At 70.7% G+C, this 18559-nt stretch carries 18 protein-coding genes; 8 read left to right on the forward strand and 10 right to left on the reverse strand.

Annotation, left to right across the window (positions count from 1 at the left end; all coding sequences use genetic code 11):
• The first annotated feature begins 64 nt into the window (after window positions 1-64).
• Complete coding sequence (locus tag AB0J87_RS11515; RefSeq protein WP_355192399.1) at window positions 65-2101, forward strand: spermidine synthase; 2037 nt, start codon at window positions 65-67, stop codon at window positions 2099-2101.
• A 42-nt stretch (window positions 2102-2143) separates the two neighbouring features.
• On the opposite strand, the gene AB0J87_RS11520 is transcribed toward AB0J87_RS11515, so the two are convergent.
• Entirely contained in the window at window positions 2144-3553 is a 1410-nt protein-coding gene (locus AB0J87_RS11520; RefSeq protein ID WP_363964357.1) for an LCP family protein, read from the reverse strand.
• Between the two features lie 311 nt (window positions 3554-3864).
• On the reverse strand, window positions 3865-4881 hold the full coding sequence (locus tag AB0J87_RS11525; protein ID WP_363964359.1) for a neutral zinc metallopeptidase: 1017 nt from the start codon (window positions 4879-4881) through the stop codon (window positions 3865-3867).
• 595 nt (window positions 4882-5476) lie between these two features.
• On the opposite strand from AB0J87_RS11525, the gene AB0J87_RS11530 reads away from it, so the two are divergent.
• The gene (locus AB0J87_RS11530; protein WP_363964361.1) at window positions 5477-6346 is read left to right on the forward strand and encodes a LysR family transcriptional regulator; all 870 of its coding nucleotides are present in this window, start codon (window positions 5477-5479) and stop codon (window positions 6344-6346) included.
• Between the two features lie 33 nt (window positions 6347-6379).
• Here AB0J87_RS11530 and AB0J87_RS11535 read toward each other — a convergent pair whose 3' ends face one another.
• Together AB0J87_RS11535 and AB0J87_RS11540 are read right to left on the reverse strand one after the other, a co-directional pair.
• Complete coding sequence (locus AB0J87_RS11535) at window positions 6380-7726, reverse strand: ATP-binding protein (protein WP_350740773.1); 1347 nt, start codon at window positions 7724-7726, stop codon at window positions 6380-6382.
• A complete protein-coding gene (locus AB0J87_RS11540; protein WP_363964363.1) occupies window positions 7719-8393 on the reverse strand; it encodes a response regulator transcription factor in 675 nt (224 codons plus the stop codon). Before AB0J87_RS11540 ends, AB0J87_RS11535 begins: the two co-directional genes overlap by 8 nt.
• Window positions 8394-8520: 127 nt before the next feature.
• On the opposite strand from AB0J87_RS11540, the gene AB0J87_RS11545 reads away from it, so the two are divergent.
• The 3 genes from AB0J87_RS11545 to AB0J87_RS11555 are packed head-to-tail and all read left to right on the forward strand — an operon-like array spanning window position 8521 to window position 11667.
• Window positions 8521-9681 carry a DUF2092 domain-containing protein gene (locus tag AB0J87_RS11545; protein WP_363964365.1) on the forward strand — a complete coding sequence of 387 codons (1161 nt, stop codon included), beginning with the start codon at window positions 8521-8523 and terminating at the stop codon, window positions 9679-9681.
• Window positions 9678-10664, forward strand: a complete 987-nt coding sequence (locus AB0J87_RS11550; protein WP_363964367.1) for an ABC transporter ATP-binding protein — start codon at window positions 9678-9680, stop codon at window positions 10662-10664. Before AB0J87_RS11545 ends, AB0J87_RS11550 begins: the two co-directional genes overlap by 4 nt.
• Window positions 10651-11667, forward strand: coding sequence for an ABC transporter permease (locus AB0J87_RS11555; protein ID WP_363964369.1), 1017 nt, complete (start codon window positions 10651-10653; stop codon window positions 11665-11667). Before AB0J87_RS11550 ends, AB0J87_RS11555 begins: the two co-directional genes overlap by 14 nt.
• A gap of 50 nt (window positions 11668-11717) precedes the next feature.
• Here the strand turns inward: AB0J87_RS11555 and AB0J87_RS11560 are convergent, their stop codons facing one another.
• Both AB0J87_RS11560 and AB0J87_RS11565 read right to left on the reverse strand, forming a co-directional pair.
• Entirely contained in the window at window positions 11718-12443 is a 726-nt protein-coding gene (locus tag AB0J87_RS11560; protein WP_363964371.1) for a YcnI family protein, read from the reverse strand.
• Between the two features lie 48 nt (window positions 12444-12491).
• Entirely contained in the window at window positions 12492-13061 is a 570-nt protein-coding gene (locus AB0J87_RS11565; RefSeq protein ID WP_363964373.1) for an MFS transporter, read from the reverse strand.
• A gap of 120 nt (window positions 13062-13181) precedes the next feature.
• On the opposite strand from AB0J87_RS11565, the gene AB0J87_RS11570 reads away from it, so the two are divergent.
• Window positions 13182-13664, forward strand: a complete 483-nt coding sequence (locus tag AB0J87_RS11570; RefSeq protein ID WP_363964375.1) for a hypothetical protein — start codon at window positions 13182-13184, stop codon at window positions 13662-13664.
• 7 nt (window positions 13665-13671) lie between these two features.
• Here the strand turns inward: AB0J87_RS11570 and AB0J87_RS11575 are convergent, their stop codons facing one another.
• The 4 genes from AB0J87_RS11575 to AB0J87_RS11590 all read right to left on the reverse strand — a co-directional run bounded on the left by AB0J87_RS11575 (window position 13672) and on the right by AB0J87_RS11590 (window position 16508).
• Window positions 13672-14418 (reverse strand): ATP-binding cassette domain-containing protein, encoded by a 747-nt coding sequence (locus tag AB0J87_RS11575; protein ID WP_363964377.1) that lies wholly within the window; start codon window positions 14416-14418, stop codon window positions 13672-13674.
• A 2-nt stretch (window positions 14419-14420) separates the two neighbouring features.
• Complete coding sequence (locus AB0J87_RS11580; protein WP_363964379.1) at window positions 14421-15209, reverse strand: ABC-2 family transporter protein; 789 nt, start codon at window positions 15207-15209, stop codon at window positions 14421-14423.
• On the reverse strand, window positions 15202-15987 hold the full coding sequence (locus AB0J87_RS11585; RefSeq protein WP_363965051.1) for an ABC-2 family transporter protein: 786 nt from the start codon (window positions 15985-15987) through the stop codon (window positions 15202-15204). Before AB0J87_RS11585 ends, AB0J87_RS11580 begins: the two co-directional genes overlap by 8 nt.
• A gap of 125 nt (window positions 15988-16112) precedes the next feature.
• A complete protein-coding gene (locus AB0J87_RS11590) occupies window positions 16113-16508 on the reverse strand; it encodes a hypothetical protein (RefSeq protein WP_363964381.1) in 396 nt (131 codons plus the stop codon).
• A gap of 106 nt (window positions 16509-16614) precedes the next feature.
• Here AB0J87_RS11590 and AB0J87_RS11595 point away from each other — a divergent pair, with 106 nt between their 5' ends.
• Window positions 16615-17592 (forward strand): alpha/beta hydrolase, encoded by a 978-nt coding sequence (locus AB0J87_RS11595; RefSeq protein ID WP_363964383.1) that lies wholly within the window; start codon window positions 16615-16617, stop codon window positions 17590-17592.
• 98 nt (window positions 17593-17690) lie between these two features.
• A complete protein-coding gene (locus tag AB0J87_RS11600) occupies window positions 17691-18527 on the forward strand; it encodes a siderophore-interacting protein (RefSeq protein WP_363964385.1) in 837 nt (278 codons plus the stop codon).
• Window positions 18528-18559 lie beyond the last annotated feature (32 nt).

The following is an 18559-nucleotide window of genomic DNA, read 5'->3' on the forward strand; positions in this document are numbered from 1 at the left end:
GATGACATTTCTTCCGGGGCGTCAGGCTTCCGTGTTCCCGGTCTGTTCACTACGGTGTCGAATCATGACGCTCCAGGCGCAGATGCCGGTCGACGACGGAGAAAAAGCTCACTGGCTGGCGGTGCGGCCGAGGCTCGTCCTCGCCAGCGCCTTCATGCTGTTCCTCGAGCTGGCGCTGATCCGGTGGACCGGGTCCAACATCGTCCACCTCAGCTATTTCACCAACTTCGTGCTGCTCGGCTCGTTCCTGGGCATCGGGCTCGGCTTCCTGCGCGTGGGGCGGTCGCGGCGGCAGCCGTACTACTCGCCCGTGGTGCTGGCCGTCCTGGTCGCCGTCGTCCTGACGTTCCCCGTGACCGTCGACAGGAACACCGAGGGCGTCCTGTACTGGACGAGCCTGTCCACCAGCGGCCCGCCCGCGTGGCTGATCCTGCCGGTGATCTTCGCCGCCGCCGCGCTGGTGCTCATGGGCCCCGCCGAGCTCGTCGGGCGCTGTTTCCCCGAGCTGCCGCGCCTGGAGGCCTACCGCTACGACCTGATCGGCAGCCTCAGCGGGATCGCCGCGTTCACGGCGCTGTCGTTCCTGAGCGCGCCGCCGGTGTTCTGGGGGCTGGTCGCGGCCATCTGCTACGGGCTGCTGCTCATGCCCCGGCCGCGCTCGCTCTACCTCGGCCTGGTGACCGTGCCCTCGCTGGCCGTGGTGGGGCTGCTGCTGATGGAGACGCTGACCGCCGGGGCCATCTGGTCGCCGTACTACAAGGTGACCGCGCGCCAGCTCACCCAGCTCGGCGTGCCCGTCACCGACATCTCCGTGAACGGCATCCCGCACCAGCAGGCCGTGCCCGCCGCCGCCCGGCTGCAGTGGGAGGCCCAGTACGGCCTGCCGTACGAGCGGACCAGCAAGCCACCCAAGGACGTGCTCATCGTCGGCGCGGGCAGCGGCACCGACGTGGCCATCGCGCTGTCCAAGGGCGCCAACCGGGTGGACGCCGTGGAGATCGACCCCAAGCTGCGCGAGCTGGGCGGCTCGGTCCACCCCGACAAGCCGTACGACGACCCGCGCGTCACCACCCACATCACCGACGGGCGGGCCTTCCTCGAGCGCACGGGCGACAAGTACGACCTGATCCTCTTCGCCCTGCCCGACTCGCTCACCCTCGTCTCCGGGGCGAGCTCGCTGCGCCTGGAGAGCTACCTGTTCACCGAGGAGGCCATGAAGGCCGCCCGCGCCCACCTCAAGCCGGGCGGCACCTTCTCGATGTACAACTACTACCGGGAGAGCTGGCTGGTCGACCGCCTCGCCTCCACCATGCAGAGCGCCTTCGGCCACAAGCCGTGCGTCGACGTCGTCAGCACCGCCGGCCAGCAGGCCGTCATCACGGCGGGCGTGACGGCCGACGCGCAGCGCTGCGCGTCGGAGTGGCCCGGCGCCGCCCCCGGCACCCCGCAGCCCGCCAACGACGACCGGCCGTTCCTCTACCTCAAGGACGCCACGATCCCGCCGATCTACATCATCACGCTCGGCCTGATCCTCATCGTCAGCCTCTTCGCCGTCCGCGTCGTCGCCGGACCCTACGAGCGGATGCGGCCGTACGCGGACCTGTTCCTGCTCGGCGTGGCGTTCATGCTGCTGGAGACGAAGAGCGTGACCGGGTTCGCGCTGCTGTTCGGCACCACGTGGGTGGTCAACGCGATCGTCTTCGCCGGCGTCCTGGTCGCGGTCCTCGCCGCCGTCGAGGTCACCCGCCACTTCCGCACCCCGCCGCTGCCCGTCATGTACGGCGTGCTGCTCGCGGGCCTGCTGCTGTCCTGGCTGGTGCCGAACTCGTGGCTGCTGTCCCTGCCGGTGCCCCTGCGCGCGGTGGCGGCCGTGGTGGTGGCGTTCCTGCCGATCTTCGCCGCGAACGTCGTCTTCGCCAAGCGCTTCGCCGAGACGGCCGACGCGACCACTTCCTTCGGCGCTAACCTGCTGGGGGCCATGGTGGGTGGCTGCCTGGAGTACGCGGCGCTGGTGATCGGGTACAAGGGGCTGCTGATCGTGGCGGCGGTGCTCTACATCGGGGCGATGGTGCTGCTGCCCCGGAAGTCGGTCACCGCCTGACGGCCGGGCGGCGGGGGGATTCCCCGCCGCCGGTGCCGTGGGTTACAGGCCGCAGAGCTCGTCGAGGGACTTGGCGCCCTTCTGGGTGTTCCTGGTCGGCGTCTGCGTGGGCGCCGCCGCCTGGCGCGTACGGGTCGGCGTGGCCGAGGACGTGACGCTCGGGGACGCGCTCACGTTGGCCGTCTGGGCCTGGCGGGCGGGCCGGCCGGAGTCGGCGATCGCCTTCCTGGAGGCCACGCGGATCTTCGCCCAGTCGGGCCGGCCCGAGTAGAACTCCGGCGGCACGAACTGCAGGCTCGTGATCCGGGCGTCCTTGACCTTGACGGCCAGCTCCACCAGCGGCTGCACCAGGTGCTGCGGGATGTTGGTCTGGGCCAGCCGCTTGGCCGCGCCGGCGATCCTGGTGAAGTTGGTGAGGATCACGGTGGGGGTGGCCTGCTGGGCGAAGGCGCCGATGACGCAGCGCTGGCGGGCCATGCGGGAGAAGTCGTCGCTGTTGACCCGGGAGCGGCCGTACCAGAGGGCCTGCTCGCCCGACAGTTTCCGGTAGCCCGCCTTGATGGTGCCCGCCGTGCCGAAGTGGCCGCCCCACTTGACGTCCTGCTCGACCCGGATCTTGAGGCCGCCGATGGCGTCGACGAGGTCCGCGAAGCCGTACATGTTCATCAGCATGTAGTAGTCGATCTTGAGGTTCAGCGTGTAGCCGATGGCGTCCATCAGCGCCCGGGGGCCCTTGTTCTTGCCGCCCATGAGCTGCGGGTTGTCGTTGGCGTACTGCCAGACCTCGTTGAGCAGGCCGCCGTTGGGGAGCTCGGCCATGTAGCCGTTCGGGAACTGCTTGTGCAGCGGCGAGGTCGGCGGGAATCGCACGTGCTGCAGGTTGCGCGGCAGGCTGAACAGGACGGTGTTGCCCGTCTTGAGGTCGATGCTGGCCACGTTCATGCTGTCGGTGCGCACGCCGGTGCGGTTGCCGGCCGCGTCGCCGCCGATCAGCAGGAAGTTCACGCGGTCCTTGCCGCCCCACGGGTCCTCGCCTTCCTTGACCGGGGCGGGGGCCTCGGGGTCGGGTGCCGAGGGGAAGATCTGCTTGATCGCTTCCCGCGCGGTCAGCACGTAGTTGGCGGTCAGGGCGAACGGCGACATCACCGCCACGCACAGCACCCCGACGACGATGCCGGTCAGCACCTGGCCCTGCTGGTTGAGGCGGTTGGGCCCGAGCGCGACGTACGAGGTCACCAGCACCGCGAACCACATCAGCGCGAGGACCGAGGCCACGACGACCACGGTCATCATCATCCCGTCGCCGGCGAACGCGGTGAGGTTCTGCATGTTCCGGGTCAGCCCGAAGGCCAGGGCCGCAAGGAGCAGCACCGCGTACACGCTGAGGAGGATCAGCCCGGTACGGCGGCGCCCGGCGCGCAGATGTGCGGCGCCGGGCGCGATGGCGGACAAAGCGGTCCACCCGAGTACTGATCCGGTCGTCAGGGGCTTGGCGAAGCGAGGGGAGGAGGAGCCAGGGCGCGGACGGCGAACGGGTCGCCGTTTCTTGTTGCCCCCTGGCACGGTTTCTGCCCCATCGCGATTGCTCACACCCGGCTCCTTACACGCCTACCAGGCAAAACTGTCGTTGCCCCCCGTTGGGCACAAGATTGCCAGGATTCTAGTCCCCATATCTGGACATCAGAGACATGTGCCCAAGCTGAGATGAACACTACGTGCACGATGGGCCGCGTTTATGGGGTTTTGGGTAGGTCGTAATTTTTTCAGGAGACGGTCGAGGACGGCGCCATCCAGGTGTTGCACTGGTACGTCTTGTCCCGCTCCCAGCCCTGCCGGAACCACCGGTTGTTGTTGGCGGGCGTGCCGTGGTCGCGCGGCCACCCCGGATAGTCGCCCACCTGGGCGTAGAACGAGAACAGGCGGCTGCGCAGGGACGTGCTCACCGGGTACGTCGCCGCCACCGACCGCATCCACATGGCGCCGAAGCAGGTCGCCTGCAGCTCGAGCCGCCTGCTGAGCGCCAGCTTGCCGCTCTGGCCGGAGGAGTCGAGGGTGGCGCTCCACCAGGAGTCCATCAGGCCGGTGATGTTCTGGATGTGGTGGCCGTACTCGTGGGCCATCATGCTGATGATGCCGCCGTGCCACTGGATGATCTGGCCGTACCCGCGGGCGTTGCCGTTGCCCCGGGACATGGCCGAGGTGGAGGCGTAGATCGTGTTGTTGCGCGGGCAGTAGTACGGCACCATGCTCCCGGCCGACGGATAGTCGCCGCACGCGCCCCGGCCCCGCTTGGCGGCGATGGCGTAGTTGGGCGCGCTGAACTGGATGCCCTGCTTCTCCAGGATCGGCCCCCAGGCCCGGTCCATGCACTTGCCGGTCTTCAGGATCAGCGCCTTGAGCTGACTGTGGTTGAAGATGTCGGCGCTCCCGCCGGAGCAGCTCAGCCTGGGCAGCGAGCCCGCCCGGTACATGGTGTTGCTCTTCAGGCTCGTGTTCAGCGTCACCTTGGGAGGCTGCGTCGGGGTCGTCTCCGGCTCCTGGGTCTCCTCCCGGGTGGGCTGCTGCGTCGGCGAGTCGGACTCCGTCGGGGTCGGCTGCCGCGTGCGGGTCGGGAACGGGTCGCTGGTGGCGCGCTCCGACGGCTCGTACGTCGGGATCGCGACCGGTGTCGTCGTCTCCGACCTCGACGCGCTCTTGAACAGCGCCGACGCGATGACGATCAGCACGAACAGCGCGGCGATCCCCCCGAGCACGCCGCCGATCACGCCGAAGACGCCCATGCCGGACTTCCTGCGCTGCGGTGGCCCCCACTGCGCCGGCGGCAAAGGGGGCGGCGGGGGTGGCGGCGGAGGCGGGGGCGGCGGTTGCCGGTATTGCTGCTGCTGCCCGTAGGGTGGCGGCGGTGGCGGGTACTGCGGGCCGCCCTGGGGATAGGCCTGCTGCGGGTAGGCGGGCCCCTGAGGGTGGGGCGGCGCCTGCTGGTACGGGTTCCCCTGCGGAGGCGGTCCCGGGGGCGGGGGGGGCGGTGGGGGAGGCGGCGGAGGCGTCGGGTACGGTTGCCGGCTCGGCGGCTGCGGCTGGCGGTAGTTCGGCGGCGGCCACGGCAATGAGGGAGGCCTCTGTGGCTGCCCTGGCCCCTGTGGCGGGGGTGGATAATGCCCGTTCCCTGTCACCGTGTCTCCCCGTTCGCCCGGTTGTCTGGAATCGATGGCTTTGCGCCGCGACTTGCCGGACCCTTGCCAAATTTGGGGCAAAAGCATACTCATTTCTCACCCGTCACGGATGTAGCAGTGATCGGTTACGGTCCGAAATCATTCGAGGTGATCTCGGTTATCTCCCGGTCCGCGCGGCGGGCGTTGCCCTAGCTTCTTTGGCATGAATCTCCAGCAGCTCCGCTATGTGGTCGCGACTGCGGAGCACCGCACCATGACCGACGCGGCAAGATCGCTTTACATCGCGCAGCCTGCGCTGTCCCGCGCGATCCGCGATCTGGAGCGGGAGCTCGGTATGACGCTCTTCGCTCGTTCAGGCCGTGGCGTGGTCGTCACCGCGCAGGGCCGTCGCGTGGTCAAGCTGGCGAGGGAGGCACTCGATGCCGTTCACGAGATCGAGGGCCTGGCCAACCACAGCGGCGTCACGGAAGCGGAGCTCCGCATCGCGTCCACGCCCAGCCTCGAACCCGGCCTGGCCGGGCGGCTGCTCCCGGCTTATGCGGCCGAGCATCCGGGAGTACGCGTGCACATCGTTCGCTGCGACGGCAGAGACGGCGTCGTCAGCGCCATCAGAGATCAGCGGGCCGACCTCGGGCTCACCGATCTCCCGGTCCCCACGGACCTGATCACCCATCCGCTCGAGCGCCAGGAGATCGTGCTGATCTCCCCGCCCGGGCTCGACCTGCCCAACCCGGTGCCGATGGGCAAGCTGCACGGCATGCGCCTGGCGCTGCCGGCCCGCGGCAGCATGCGGCGCAGGGAACTGGACGCGATGTTCGGCAAGTACTCGGTGAGCCCCGTGGTCGTGCTCGAAACCGACGAGCGCAACGGCTGGCTCAACGCGGTACGCGCGGGCCAGGCGTCGTTGCTCTGGTACCGCGGCCTGGCGGAACAGGCCAGTCGCGCGGGCCTGATCGTGCGCTCGCTCGAACCCGCCGTGCGGCGCGTCATCGCCGTCGTGCACGCCCGCCGCCGCCTGCCGCTGATCGCCCAGGACTTCCTGTCCACGGCGGAAAAGGGGACAGCGGCCTGACCCGATTAGGAACGATCCAGACCGGCACACCCCCTACCGGGAGACCGGCAACCGCACCACGGCCCGCAGTCCAGGCGCGGCGTCCTCCAGGACGACCGTGCCGCCGTGCGCACGCACGGTCTCGCGTACGATCGCCAGCCCCAGCCCGGCGCCGCCCTCATCACGGCTGCGCCCGGAGTCCAGCCTGGTGAACCGGTTGAAGACGCGCTCGCGATCCTGCTCAGGGATGCCGGGCCCGTCGTCGGTCACCGTCAGCACTCCGTCCGCGGTCAAGGCCACCTCGACCTTGGAAGAGGTGTGGCGTACCGCGTTGTCCATCAGGTTCGTCAGCACCCGGCTCAGGTCGAGGGCGTCTCCGCGCACCACGACCGGGTCGCACACCGTCAGGCGCGCCTCGGCGTACCTGTCGACGGTCTGGCGGACCACCTCGTCCAGCTCGACGGGTTCCCGCCTGGCGGGCACGCCGCCGCGCTCGTCCAGCCTGGCCAGCGCCAGCAGGTCCTCGGCCAGCCTGGACAGCCGCATCGTGTCCTCCAGGACGCCCTCGGCGGTCTCCCGCCAGTCCTGACCCTCCGGATGTCCCAGCGCGACCTCGAGCTGCAGCCTGATGCTGGCCAGCGGGCTGCGCAGCTCGTGCGCCGCGTCGGAGACCAGCGCCCGCTGGCGCTGCTCGGCCTCCTCCAGCCTGGCCAGCATGCCGTTGAGCGTGGTGGCCAGCGAGTACACCTCGTCACGCGACTGCGGCACCGGCAGTCGGCGCGACCTGGCCGTGTGCGTGATGTCCGCCGCGCCCCTGCGCAGGGCCGCGATCGGGCGCAGCGTACGGCCGATCATGAGCCAGCTCGCCACCGCGAGCAGCACGATCAGCGCGGGCGTGCCCACCAGCAGCACCCGTCCGGCCGTGACCAGGCTGGTCTGGATCTCGCTGATGGGCCGGGCCGCGATCACGGTCTGCCCGCGGTCCGCGCTGAGCACGATCACCCGCAGGAACCCGGGGACCGCGTACGGCCGCCCGTCCAGGAGCGTGGCCTGCCCCCGCTTGAGCACCTTGTCCCGGGCCTTGGCGTCCAGCAGCGGGACCAGCCGGTCGGTGCCGTACGTCACGTGCGTGATGCGCCCGCCGGCGTCGATGACCTGCACGATCGTGCCGTCGTGCGTGGTGATCGGGCTGGTCAGCGTCCCGGCGTCGGCCGCCACGCGCACGGCCTGCGCCGTCTGCCTGGTGGACTCGTCCACCGTGTCCATCAGCGCCCGTTCGAGCACGCTGACCAGCACCGACGCCGACACGGCCAGCGCCAGCGCGAGCACCGCGGCGGCCGCCACCGTGAGCCTGAACCGCAGCCCCTGCCGCCGCCACCAGACGAGCGGGGAGTCAGCCACCGTCGCCCGCCAGCCGGTAGCCCGCGCCGCGCACGGTCTGGAGCGCGTTCCTGCCGAACGGGGCGTCGATCTTGCGCCGCAGGTAGCCGACGTACACCTCGACCACGTTCGGGTCGGTGTCGAAGGTGTCCCAGACGTGCTCCAGGATCTCCGCCTTCGACACGACCTCGTCCCGCCGCCGGATCAGGTACTCCAGCAGCGCGAACTCCCTCGGCGTCAGCTCGATCGAGGTCCCGTCCCGCTCGACCCTGCGCCGGGCCGGGTCGAGCGACAGGTCGCCTGCCACCAGCACCGACGGCCGCCGCCCCGCGTCGCGCCGCAGCAGCGCCCGCAGCCTGGCCACCAGCACCACGTACGAGAACGGCTTGGTCAGGTAGTCGTCGGCGCCCAGGTCGAGCCCGTCGGCCATGTCGTATTCGCCGTCCTTGGCCGACAGCATGAGGATCGGCACCCAGTTCTCCTCCGCGCGCAGCTGCTTGCACACGTTGTAGCCCGAGAGCCTGGGCAGCATGATGTCGAGCACCACGATGTCGTAGTCACCCTGCCTGGCCGCGTGCAGGCCCTCCTCGCCGTCGTGGGCGAGGTCCACGGCGAACCCCTCAGCCTGGAGCCCCCGCTGGAGCGCGGCGGCCATCCGCCGCTCGTCCTCGACGACAAGTACTCTCATGTGGCAATTCTCCTGTTCCCGGCCTGAGACAACGCTGAGAAGGCTGAGAGCCGTCTCAGACAGTCTCAGGTCCGCCTAAGGATGCATCACGCAGGCTCTGAACATCGACATACCGTTAAGGAGTGAGATGCGCAGAGGCACGTTCGTGAGGTGGGGAGTCCCGATCGCGGCGGCGGCCGTGATCGGAGCCGCGATTGGCGCCGGCCCCGTCATAGCCGCGGTGAGCGGCGACCCCGTGCTGCCGGAGCGGTCGGCACAGCAGCTGCTGGCCGACGCCGTGGCGGCGACCGGCAAGGAAGGCGGCATCGCGCCGATGTCCGGCACGGTGCAGCAGACGGCCTCGCTCGGCCTGCCGGCGCTGCCGCAGACCGGCGAGGCGTCGCCGCTGAGCCTGCTGTCCGGTTCGCACGAGGTGAAGGTCTGGTACGGCGGCGACGACAAGGTCCGGGTGGCCCTGCCGACCCAGCTGAACGAGACCAACCTGATCGTGAACGGCGACACGGGCTGGTACTGGGAGAGCGCCACCAACACGGCCACCAAGCTGACCATCAAGGCGGAGACCGGGCAGGACAAGCGCGCTCTGCCCACGCCGCGGCCGACCGACGTGACGCCGCAGCAGGTGGCCGAGCACCTGCTGGCCAACGTCGACCAGCACACGGCGGTCCGCGTGATCAACACCGCCCAGGTGGCGGGCCGGCCGGTCTATCAGCTCGTGCTGGCGCCCAAGGACGGGGGCTCGCTCGTCCAGGAGATCCGCATCGCGCTCGACGGCGAGACGTACGTCCCGCTACAGGTGCAGGTCTACGCCAAGGGCTCGGCCGAGCCGGCGTTCCAGGTCGGGTTCACGCAGGTGACGTTCACGCCGCCGGCGGCCGAGAACTTCACCTTCACCCCGCCCGCGGGCGCCAAGGTGGAGGAGAAGACCCTCGGGGCCGGCATGGACCAGGACGTGGCGGCGGATCGCGCCGAGCACGCCAAGGACGTCGCGGAGCGGGCGAAGGTCGTGGGGCAGGGCTGGACGACCGTGGCGGTCGTGCCGTTCTCGCTGTCGGACCTGAAGACCGCGACGCCGTCGGACGGTCGCGAAGGCCGCGGCCCTGGCGCGGGTGCCGACCCGAGCGCGCTGATCGACAGCGTGCTGAAGTCCGCCACCCCGGTGAGCGGCACGTGGGGCTCCGGCAAGCTGATCAAGACCAAGCTCGTCACCGCCCTGCTGACCGACGACGGCCGCCTCCTGGTCGGCGCGGTCACCCCGGAGGAGATCACCAAGGCGGCGGGCACCAAGTGACCACCGTCACGCAGGAAGCAGGGGCGCCCTCCGGGGCGGCCCTGCCCCCGGGGGTGAGCGCGGGGGAGTTCGCGATCGTCACGGAGGGCCTGACCAAGCGCTTCCGCGGCGGCCAGGTCGCCGTGGACACGCTGGACCTGGCCGTGCCGCGCGGCTCGGTGTTCGGCTTCCTGGGGCCGAACGGCTCGGGCAAGACCACCACGATCCGCATGCTGCTCGGCCTGGTCGCGCCGACGTCGGGCGGGTACTCCGTGCTCGGCCTGCCCCAGGCCCAGGCTCTGCCCAAGGTGGGGGCGCTGGTCGAGGGGCCGGCCTTCTACCCGTACCTGTCGGGCGCGGCCAATCTGATGCGCTTCGACTCCGCCGACCCGACCGCGCCCCGCGCGAGCGCGAAGCGGCGCATCGCCGAGGCGCTGGACCGCGTGGGCCTGTCGGCCGCGGCCGCCAAGCGCTTCCGCAACTACTCGCTCGGCATGCGCCAGCGCCTGGCCATCGCCGCCGCCCTGCTGGGGCCGCGCGAGCTGCTCATCCTGGACGAGCCCACCAACGGGCTCGACCCGCAGGGCACGCGCGAGGTCCGCGCGCTGGTCAAGGAGATCGCCGCCGACGGCACCACGGTCTTCGTCTCCTCCCACCTGCTGGCGGAGGTGGAGCAGATGTGCACGCATGCCGCGATCATGCGTACCGGCAAGCTCGTGGCGCAGGGCACGATCGCCTCGCTGAACGGCGGGCTCGTGACGCGCGTCCGGGTGGAGACACCGGACGTGGCGGACGCCGCGCGGGTGCTCGGCACGCTCGGCCTCGCCGACGTGCTGACCTCGGGCGGCGAGGTCACGGCGGAGCTCGGCGGCCACGCGCCGGAGCGCGTCAACGCCGCGCTGGTGGGGGAGGGCGTGGCCGTTCGCGGGCTGGCCGTGGTGCGGCCGAGCCTGGAGGACGTGTTCGTGGGACTGACAGGGGAGGGCTTCGATGTCGACGGCTGAGACGGCGACGGTTGAGACGGCGACCGCTGAGACGGCGGGGACCCTGGGGTCCGCCGTCGGGACCACGGGGGCAGAGACCCAGGGGGAGCGCCGCACGCCCGGGCTGGTGCCCGTCGCGGAGTCCATGCGCACCACCGAACGCCGCCCGCCGGAGCCGTCCGCTTCCGCTCCCGCCCCCGCGGCGGGGAGGGCGTGGGCGTTCTGGCGGCTGCTCGGCTCCGAGCTGGGCCTGACGTTCCGCAGGCCGCGCAACCTGACGATGCTGGCCGTGCTCGGCGTCGTGCCGATCGTCATCGGCGTGGCGCTGCGGCTCGTGGCCTCCGAGGAGGGGATGGGCGGACTCGTCCAGGACGTCGTGGGCAACAGCCTGATGCTGACGTTCGTGTCGTTCTCGTTCCTGGTGCTGCTGCTGATGCCGGTCGCCGTCAGCGTCGTGGCCGGCGACTCGATCGCGGGCGAGGCCGGCGCGGGGACCCTGCGCTACCTGCTGGCCGCCCCTGCGGGGCGCACCCGGCTGCTGCTGGTCAAATACCTCAACGCGGTCGTCTTCGCGTACGCGGTCACCGCTGTGGTGGCCCTGACGGCGCTGGTGACGGGCCTGATCCTCTTCCCGGCCGGGGACGTGACACTGCTGTCCGGCAGCACGATCTCGATGGCCGACGGGCTGCTGCGCATCCTCATCGCCGTCGGGTACGTCGGCGCCGGGATGGCCGCCCTGGCCGCGGTCGCGGTGGCGCTGTCGACGTTCACCGAGGTGTCCATCGGGGCCATCGCGGCCACCATGGTGCTGGTCATCGTCTGCCAGGTGCTCCGGGCGATCCCCGAGCTGGGCTCGATCACGCCCTACCTGCTGCCGTCCAAGTTCACGAACTTCGACGCCGTGCTGCGCAGCCCGATCGACTTCGGGAGCCTGCGGGACGGGCTGCTGGCGTTCGGGGCGTACATCGTGCTGTTCGGCTCGATCGCCTGGGCGCGCTTCTCCGGCAAGGACATCACCTCCTGACAGCGGCAGCGCCCCGACCGCGGACGGCCGGGGCGCGGGACGCCGGAACGTCAGGCGGCGGGACGGCGGCGCAGGCCGAGCGCGCCGATCACGACGCCGATGACGCCCACCACGAGGCCGGCGCCGCCGAGCAGGCGGGCGGTGCCGTCGGAGGCCGACGCGGCCGCCACCGGCGTCACCGAGGGAGCGGCGGCGGCCGGAGCGGCCGAGGCCGGCGCCGAGGCCATGCCGTGCTCGTCGCCCCCGCTCGCGGGGACCAGCTTGAGCGTCGGGGCGGGGTGCTCCGCCTCGGTCCCGTCCGTCTTGGGCGCGTCCGACCAGTCCACGACCTCACCCTTGGAGTAGGTCTGCTTCGTCGGGAACACCAGCGAGTCCGTGTCCTTGGGCAACTGCCCCATGGACACCTCGAACTCCTGGAACTCGCCCGGGTTGATCTTGCCGCCGGACCACACGATCTTGGTCACGGCCTCTTCGAGGTCGCCGTACTCGGTCTTGACCGGCTTGGGCAGCTTGCCCTGCGTGACCTTGACGTCCCAGCCCGGCAGGGGCTTGACCGACACGAACGCCAGCGGATGGTCGACGGGGAAGGAGACCTCGATCTTGGTGGTCGAGGCGTCGTCGCGCTCGTTCGGCACCCGGAACGCGACCTTGGTGAATCCGCCCTGCTCGGCGGTGCCCGGCTGGATGGAGACGTGGGCCAGGGCCGGGATGGCGAGGCCGACGGTGAGGGCGGTGGCGGCGGCGAGCACGGTCGCCGCACGGCGTGCGAAGGACATGCGGGAACTCCACTTGGTGAACGGGGATGAACAAGGGGTGTCAGACGGTCAGGCGGGAAGTGGAGGACCACGCCTGGCCACGCTGTGCCGGAACTCCGGCTGGAGCGGGACGACCCTCGCCCGGACGATCGGCGCGGCGGGCCGCGCGAACGGCGGCACGGCGACGGCCGGGAGCAGCATGAGACGGCGGCCGACGAGGCGCAGCAGCGACCAGAGCACGACCTCGCCGCGCGCCAGCCACAGGCCCGTGATCAGCGTGGCCGTCACGTGCGTGAGCAGCATGCCGGTGTTGACCGCCAGGCCGCCCTGGCCGTGGCCGTGCGCCGCGGCCCCCAGCTCGAACAGGCCGCGCATGGAGAAGTAGGCGGCGCCGTCGCCCGCGAACAGCTCGTGCAGCGCCAGCTGCGCCCCCACCAGCACGACGTTGATCGTCGCCGCGGAGCGCTCCTTGCCGCACAGCGCCAGCCCGAGCGCGGACACGCCCGCGAGCCCCAATCCGGCGACCCACGGCGCGGGCGCCGAACCGCCGCCCAGCACGTGCGCGAAGGCGGCGAGAGCCACGCAGACGGCGGCGAAGGCGGCTGTCCGCGCGAGTCTGAGGGGAAGGTGCGCACGCATGGGTGTGCCCCATGCTCTCACGGGGCAGTGAGTCATGAGACCCGAAGTCCGAAGCCGCACAGTGGCTGGTCCAAAACGGGCATTTAGGGCTAGGGTCGTGCCGACCGCGTTGACATTGAGGTGAGAACGTTGCGGCACTTGGGTGGTTTCCTCATCGGGCTGGTGGTGACGGCGGCCGTGCTGGCGGGCGGTGGCTGGGCCGTCCAGCAGGCCATCGGCAACGCCGCGGCCACGCCACCGGACAACCAGAAGATGTGGATCGCGCTGGGCGCGATGGCCGCCGTCGGGCTGGTCGTCGGGCTGGTGGTGGCGGGCCGGATCTCGCCTTTGGCGACGTTCGTGCCGTCGCTGGTCCTGCTGGCCTGGACGGTCGTGTACGCACTCGACGTGAACAGGGCGATCTCCCTCATTCCGAGCGCCCCGTCGGTCAACCAGATCATCCTGGACGCCGGCCTCGGCGCCAAGACCCTGCTCACGTCGGGCGTGTTCGCCCTGCTCGGCGTGGCGCTGTTCATCCCCGTCCTGATGCCGTCGCGCTGGTCGCGCCAGTACGACGACGTCGACGAGGACTACGAGGCCACGCCGGAGGGCAGCTACTACTGAGTTGTCCCTACTGGGCCGTCCCCGTGTAGAGGCGGGTCACCACGTCCTCGATGCTCGACTGGCCGGGAGACGTCGCCATCAGGTCGTCGAGCGTGCCGTCGAACGCCAGCCGCCCGTGGTCGATCACCATGACCCGGCGGCACAGGCGCTCGATGTCGCCGAGGTCGTGCGTGGTCAGCAGCACGGTCGTGCCGCGCTCGGCGTTGACCCGCTGCAGGAACTCCCTGATGCCGGCCTTGCTGACCACGTCCAGCCCGATCGTCGGCTCGTCGAGCACCAGCACGTCGGGCGCGTGCAGCAGCGCCGCCGCGAGGTCGCCCCGCATGCGCTGGCCCAGGCTGAGCTGGCGCACCGGCGTGCGCATGAACTCGCCCAGGTCGAGCGTCCCGGTCAGCTCGTCGAGCCGCGACCTGAACGTGGCCCGGTCCACCCGGTACAGGTGGCGGATCAGCTCGAAGCTGTCGACGAGCGGCAGGTCCCACCACAGCGTCGTCCGCTGCCCGAACACCACCCCGATCCGCCGCGCCAGCGACGTGCGCCGGCGCGACGGGTCGAGCCCGGCCACCCGGACCCGGCCGGACGTCGGCGTCAGGATGCCGCAGAGCATCTTGATGGTGGTGGACTTGCCGGCCCCGTTGGGCCCGAGGTAGCCGACGAACTCTCCCGGCGACACGGTGAACGACAGGTCGCTCACGGCGTGGACGACATTCCTCTTGATCTTGAACGAGCGTCCGGCCCTCTCAAGTTCGATCATCCTCAACTCCCCGTGGATCGGTAGTGCCTGATGCCCTGCCGCCAGGCCAGCCCGGCCGGCAGGGCGAGGACCAGCGCGGCGACCGGCGCGGAGAACCTCAGGAACTCCGGCGTGCCGAAGGGGTCGTCCCTGCCCAGCACGTACAGGCCGGGCTGCCAGTTGACGAAGGCCAGCGGGAGCACGTACGTCACGCCCCTGACCAGGTCGCGGCCGTAGATGCTGAGCGGGTACTGGTTGAGCTGGGCGCTGCCGTAGGTGAAGGCGTTGGACACCTCGGGGGCGTCGGTCAGCACGAACTGGATCGCGCCGCCGAGCGTCCAGATCGCCCCGAAGATGATGATCCCGCTGACCAGCATGACGGGGATCATCCAGGCGCGCCGCCAGTCGAGGTCGAGCGCGGCGACGCCGTAGCCGAGCACGACGCACGCCTGCAGGATCCGGCCCACCCTGGCGGGCACGAACCGGTCGGTGGCGAGCTGGATCCACGGGCTGACCGGCCTGATCAGGAACGTGTCGAGGGTGCCCGCCTTGATGTGCTGGCTGATCCGGTCGATGTTGCTGACGAACGTGTCGCAGATGGCGAACGACACGCCGGCGGCGCCGTACAGGAAGAGGACCTCGTCGCGGGAGAAGCCCGCGAGCGTGGCCGTGTTGGCGAAGACGATCAGGATCACGGCGACGTCCACCGCGGCGGTGAGGGCGCCGAACAGGGTCATCAGCGCGAACGACACCGGGTACGCCGCCGCGGCCCGGGTCCAGGTCCACAGCAGCAGGAAGTAGGTCCTAACCACCCTGGATCACCACCTTGCGGCGGACCGCCATGGTGGCGAGCGCGCCCAGCCCGAGCAGGATCGCCGCCCAGAGCGATTGGAAGGCGAGCGTCTCCAGGACCGGGGCCTTGCCCAGGTAGAGATCGGTCGGGAGCTGGACCATGGCCGCCCAGGGCATCACCATGACCAGGTCGCCGAACCAGCCGGGGAACAGGTGCAGCGGCACGAGCATCCCGGAGAAGAACGTCGTCAGGAGCATCGACACGACCGCGACGCCGCGGTCGTCGAGGAGCCAGCAGACCGACAGCGCCACCAGGTAGCGCCAGCCGAAGCCGACCACCACCGCGACGGCGAAGCCGGCCAGGAACGCCAGCCACTGCCCCGGCCCGGCGGGGACCGTGATGCCGAACACCACCGCGCCGACCAGCATGGGCGGGATGCCGCGGACCAGGAACAGGTACGCGGCCCTGCCCAGGTCCTCGGCCAGCGTCCAGAGCTGGAGCGAGGCGGGCCGGACCAGGTCGAGGGCGATGTCGCCGCTGCGGATGCGCTCGGGGATGCCGAGCCCGCCCCCGAACAGCTGCAACGGGCCGATGAACGCCTGGGTGATGAAGCAGAACGTGACGGCGTCGGTCACGTCGTAGCCGCCCAGCCCGGGGCGGGCCTGCCAGAGCGCGATGAGGATGTAGGCGCGAAGGATGCCGAAGACGCTGTTGGTGAAAGCGCCGGCGATCGCGCCCCAGACGTAGGTGGCGTGCTTGCGGAAGCCGTACCGGACGAGCCGGGCATATAGGGGTATGGTTTTGCACCTCCGGAGAGTGAGGACACGGTGACCAACCGTGTACGGACCCGCGCACGGGTCTGCCGATGGAAAGCATGGAATTATCCGTTGCGGGCCGTGGACCCCGCAACGCAATTAATCGTTCAACGGTCGGCGAGACGGTAGACGAAGCGCAGGCCCGACCAGGTGTCGTCGATCGCGGCCACCTTGTTGTCCACCAGGCCCATGGACAGGCCGTAGTCGCGGACGGGGTTCTCCGAGAGGTCCGTGGGCACCTTGCTCGCGCGTTTCGGCCAGCAGACCCACAGGCCGCCGCTCTTCGCCAGCAGGGCCAGGGCGGATGGGAACGCCCCGTGAAGGGCGGCCGAGTCGGGGCAGAAGACCAGTATGACGTCGTACGGCCCGCCGGCCGGGGTCCGATGCACCTCGGCGTCGGGCTCGCCCAGGTCGAGGCCGTCGGGGGCATCGATGGCGAGGACCTGGCGCCCAGGCTTGACGCCGAGCTTGCGCGGCAGCGGTGTGCCCGAGTATCCAGCCATGGAGGACAGCGTGTCACAGCGCCGAAATATCCAGGTAAGAGATGAGATACTTACTGGCCGGTAGAAGGATCTTCATTCGGGGAAGGAGATTCATCGGAGGGCCGATATGCAGATCGACCGGGACGTGCTCCCCGACTATCCCTTGAGCTGGCAAGCGCGCGCCCTGACCAGTCTGATGTGGGGCACCCTGAAGCCGGCGTCCACAGTGCTGATGCGCCATCCGCTGGCCCTGGCCTGCGCGGCCCGGCTCGGAGAACTCGGGGGCCTGGTGACCGTGCCCCAGCCCGAACACGTGGCGATCGTGCCCGCGGAGTTCTCGGCGTGCGGGGGCGAGTGGGTGCACGGCAGGCCGGGGCTCGACGAGGGCAAGGCGGTGCTCTACTTCCACGGCGGCGGTTACTTCTCGTGCTCGCCGCGTACCCATCGGTCCATCACCTGGCGGCTGTCGGTGACGGCCCGGCGGCCCGTGCTGGCGCTCGACTACCGGCAGGGGCCCGTGCACACGCTGGCGGACTCGCTGACCGACGCGCTGGACGCGTACGACTGCCTGCTGCGGCGCGGCCACGCGCCCGGGGACGTCATCCTGGCGGGGGACTCCGCTGGGGGCCACCTCACGCTGGCCACGCTGCTGGCGCTGCGGGACCGGGGGCTGCCGATGCCCGGCGCGGCGATCTGCCTGTCGCCGTGGGCCGACCTGACCGATATCCCGCGAAACGCGAACCGCTGGCAGGACCCCATGCTCCCGGCCGGGCGGGTGCGCTGGCTGGCCCGCCGGTGGACCTCGGGCCTCGACCCGAGCGACCCGCTGGTCTCCCCGGTGCTCGGGGACTTCACGGGGCTGCCGCCGCTCATGATCGTGACCGGCTCGACCGAGGTGCTGCGGGACGAGGCCAGACGGGTGGCCGAGCGGGCGCGCCAGGCCGGGGTGCCGGTACGGTACGAAGAATGGAACCGGATGCCGCACGTCTTCCCGATCCTGGCGGACGTGCTGCCCGAGGCGCGGCTGGCCTTCCGGCACATGGCGTACTTCCTGCGAGCCGTGGCCGCCCGCCGGGCGTCCAGAGGCGACATCGCGGCGGCGTGAGTTTCCGGCACTGCCCTTTTCGAGGTTCCCGGCGTACGCTGACAGCTTGGAGAACGTGTAAGGTTAGGTATACCTAACCTGAAGTCAGGGGGCTGTGCATGACCGAGAAGCCCACGGATCACCATCGTGGCGTCGTCCTGCGGACCGAGTGGATCTCGCGGCACATGGTCCGCGTCGTGGTCGGGGGCGACGGGCTGGCCGACTTCGCCACCACCGGCCTGACGGACCACTACGTCAAGCTGGTCTTCCCCTACGAAGGCGTCGAATACCCCACCCCGTTCAGCGTGAAGACCTGCCGCGAGACGATGCCGCGCGAGCTCTGGCCGCGGCTACGGACCTACACCGTACGCGCCTGGGACCCCGACAGCCGCGAGCTGACCCTCGACTTCGTGGTGCACGGCGACGAGGGCCTGGCCGGCCCGTGGGCCGCCCAGGCCGCTCCGGGGGACGTCGTGCTCATGCTCGGCCCCGGCGGCGGCTACGCGCCCGACCCCGAGGCCGACTGGCACCTCCTGATCGGCGACGAGAGCGCGCTGCCGGCCATCGGGGCCGCGCTGGAGGGCCTGCCGGAGGGCGCGCGGGCGCACGTACTGGTCGAGGTGGACGCGCCCGAGGACGAGCAGAAGCTCGAGACGGCCGCCGACGCCCGCGTCGCGTGGCTCTACCGGAGCGGCCGTCCCGTGGGCGAGAAGCTCGTGGCGGCGGTGCGGACGCTGGAGTTCCCCGAAGGAAACGTGCACGCGTTCGTGCACGGCGAGGCCGGCTTCGTGAAGGAGCTGCGCCGTCACCTGCGCGTCGAACGGGGCATCGGGCTGGACCGGCTGTCCATCTCCGGATACTGGCGCTCGGGGGCCGACGACGAGGCGTGGCGTGAGATGAAGCGCGACTGGAACCGTCAGGTCGAGGCCGAGGAGGAGTCCGCGATCGCCTCCTAGGCTCCCCAGGCACGCCAGGGCCGAAACACCAC

The organism is Nonomuraea sp. NPDC049625 (assembly GCF_040675285.1).
GTDB lineage: Bacteria > Actinomycetota > Actinomycetes > Streptosporangiales > Streptosporangiaceae > Nonomuraea > Nonomuraea angiospora_A.

Coding starts and splice junctions, on each gene's coding strand:
- AB0J87_RS11515 (WP_355192399.1), top strand. CDS start 65: ATGACGCTCCAGGCGCAGATGCCGGTCGACGACGGAGAAAAAGCTCAC.
- AB0J87_RS11525 (WP_363964359.1), bottom strand. CDS start 4,881: ATGGGCGTCTTCGGCGTGATCGGCGGCGTGCTCGGGGGGATCGCCGCG.
- AB0J87_RS11530 (WP_363964361.1), top strand. CDS start 5,477: ATGAATCTCCAGCAGCTCCGCTATGTGGTCGCGACTGCGGAGCACCGC.
- AB0J87_RS11540 (WP_363964363.1), bottom strand. CDS start 8,393: ATGAGAGTACTTGTCGTCGAGGACGAGCGGCGGATGGCCGCCGCGCTC.
- AB0J87_RS11545 (WP_363964365.1), top strand. CDS start 8,521: ATGCGCAGAGGCACGTTCGTGAGGTGGGGAGTCCCGATCGCGGCGGCG.
- AB0J87_RS11555 (WP_363964369.1), top strand. CDS start 10,651: ATGTCGACGGCTGAGACGGCGACGGTTGAGACGGCGACCGCTGAGACG.
- AB0J87_RS11560 (WP_363964371.1), bottom strand. CDS start 12,443: ATGTCCTTCGCACGCCGTGCGGCGACCGTGCTCGCCGCCGCCACCGCC.
- AB0J87_RS11565 (WP_363964373.1), bottom strand. CDS start 13,061: ATGCGTGCGCACCTTCCCCTCAGACTCGCGCGGACAGCCGCCTTCGCC.
- AB0J87_RS11575 (WP_363964377.1), bottom strand. CDS start 14,418: ATGATCGAACTTGAGAGGGCCGGACGCTCGTTCAAGATCAAGAGGAAT.
- AB0J87_RS11590 (WP_363964381.1), bottom strand. CDS start 16,508: ATGGCTGGATACTCGGGCACACCGCTGCCGCGCAAGCTCGGCGTCAAG.
- AB0J87_RS11595 (WP_363964383.1), top strand. CDS start 16,615: ATGCAGATCGACCGGGACGTGCTCCCCGACTATCCCTTGAGCTGGCAA.
- AB0J87_RS11600 (WP_363964385.1), top strand. CDS start 17,691: ATGACCGAGAAGCCCACGGATCACCATCGTGGCGTCGTCCTGCGGACC.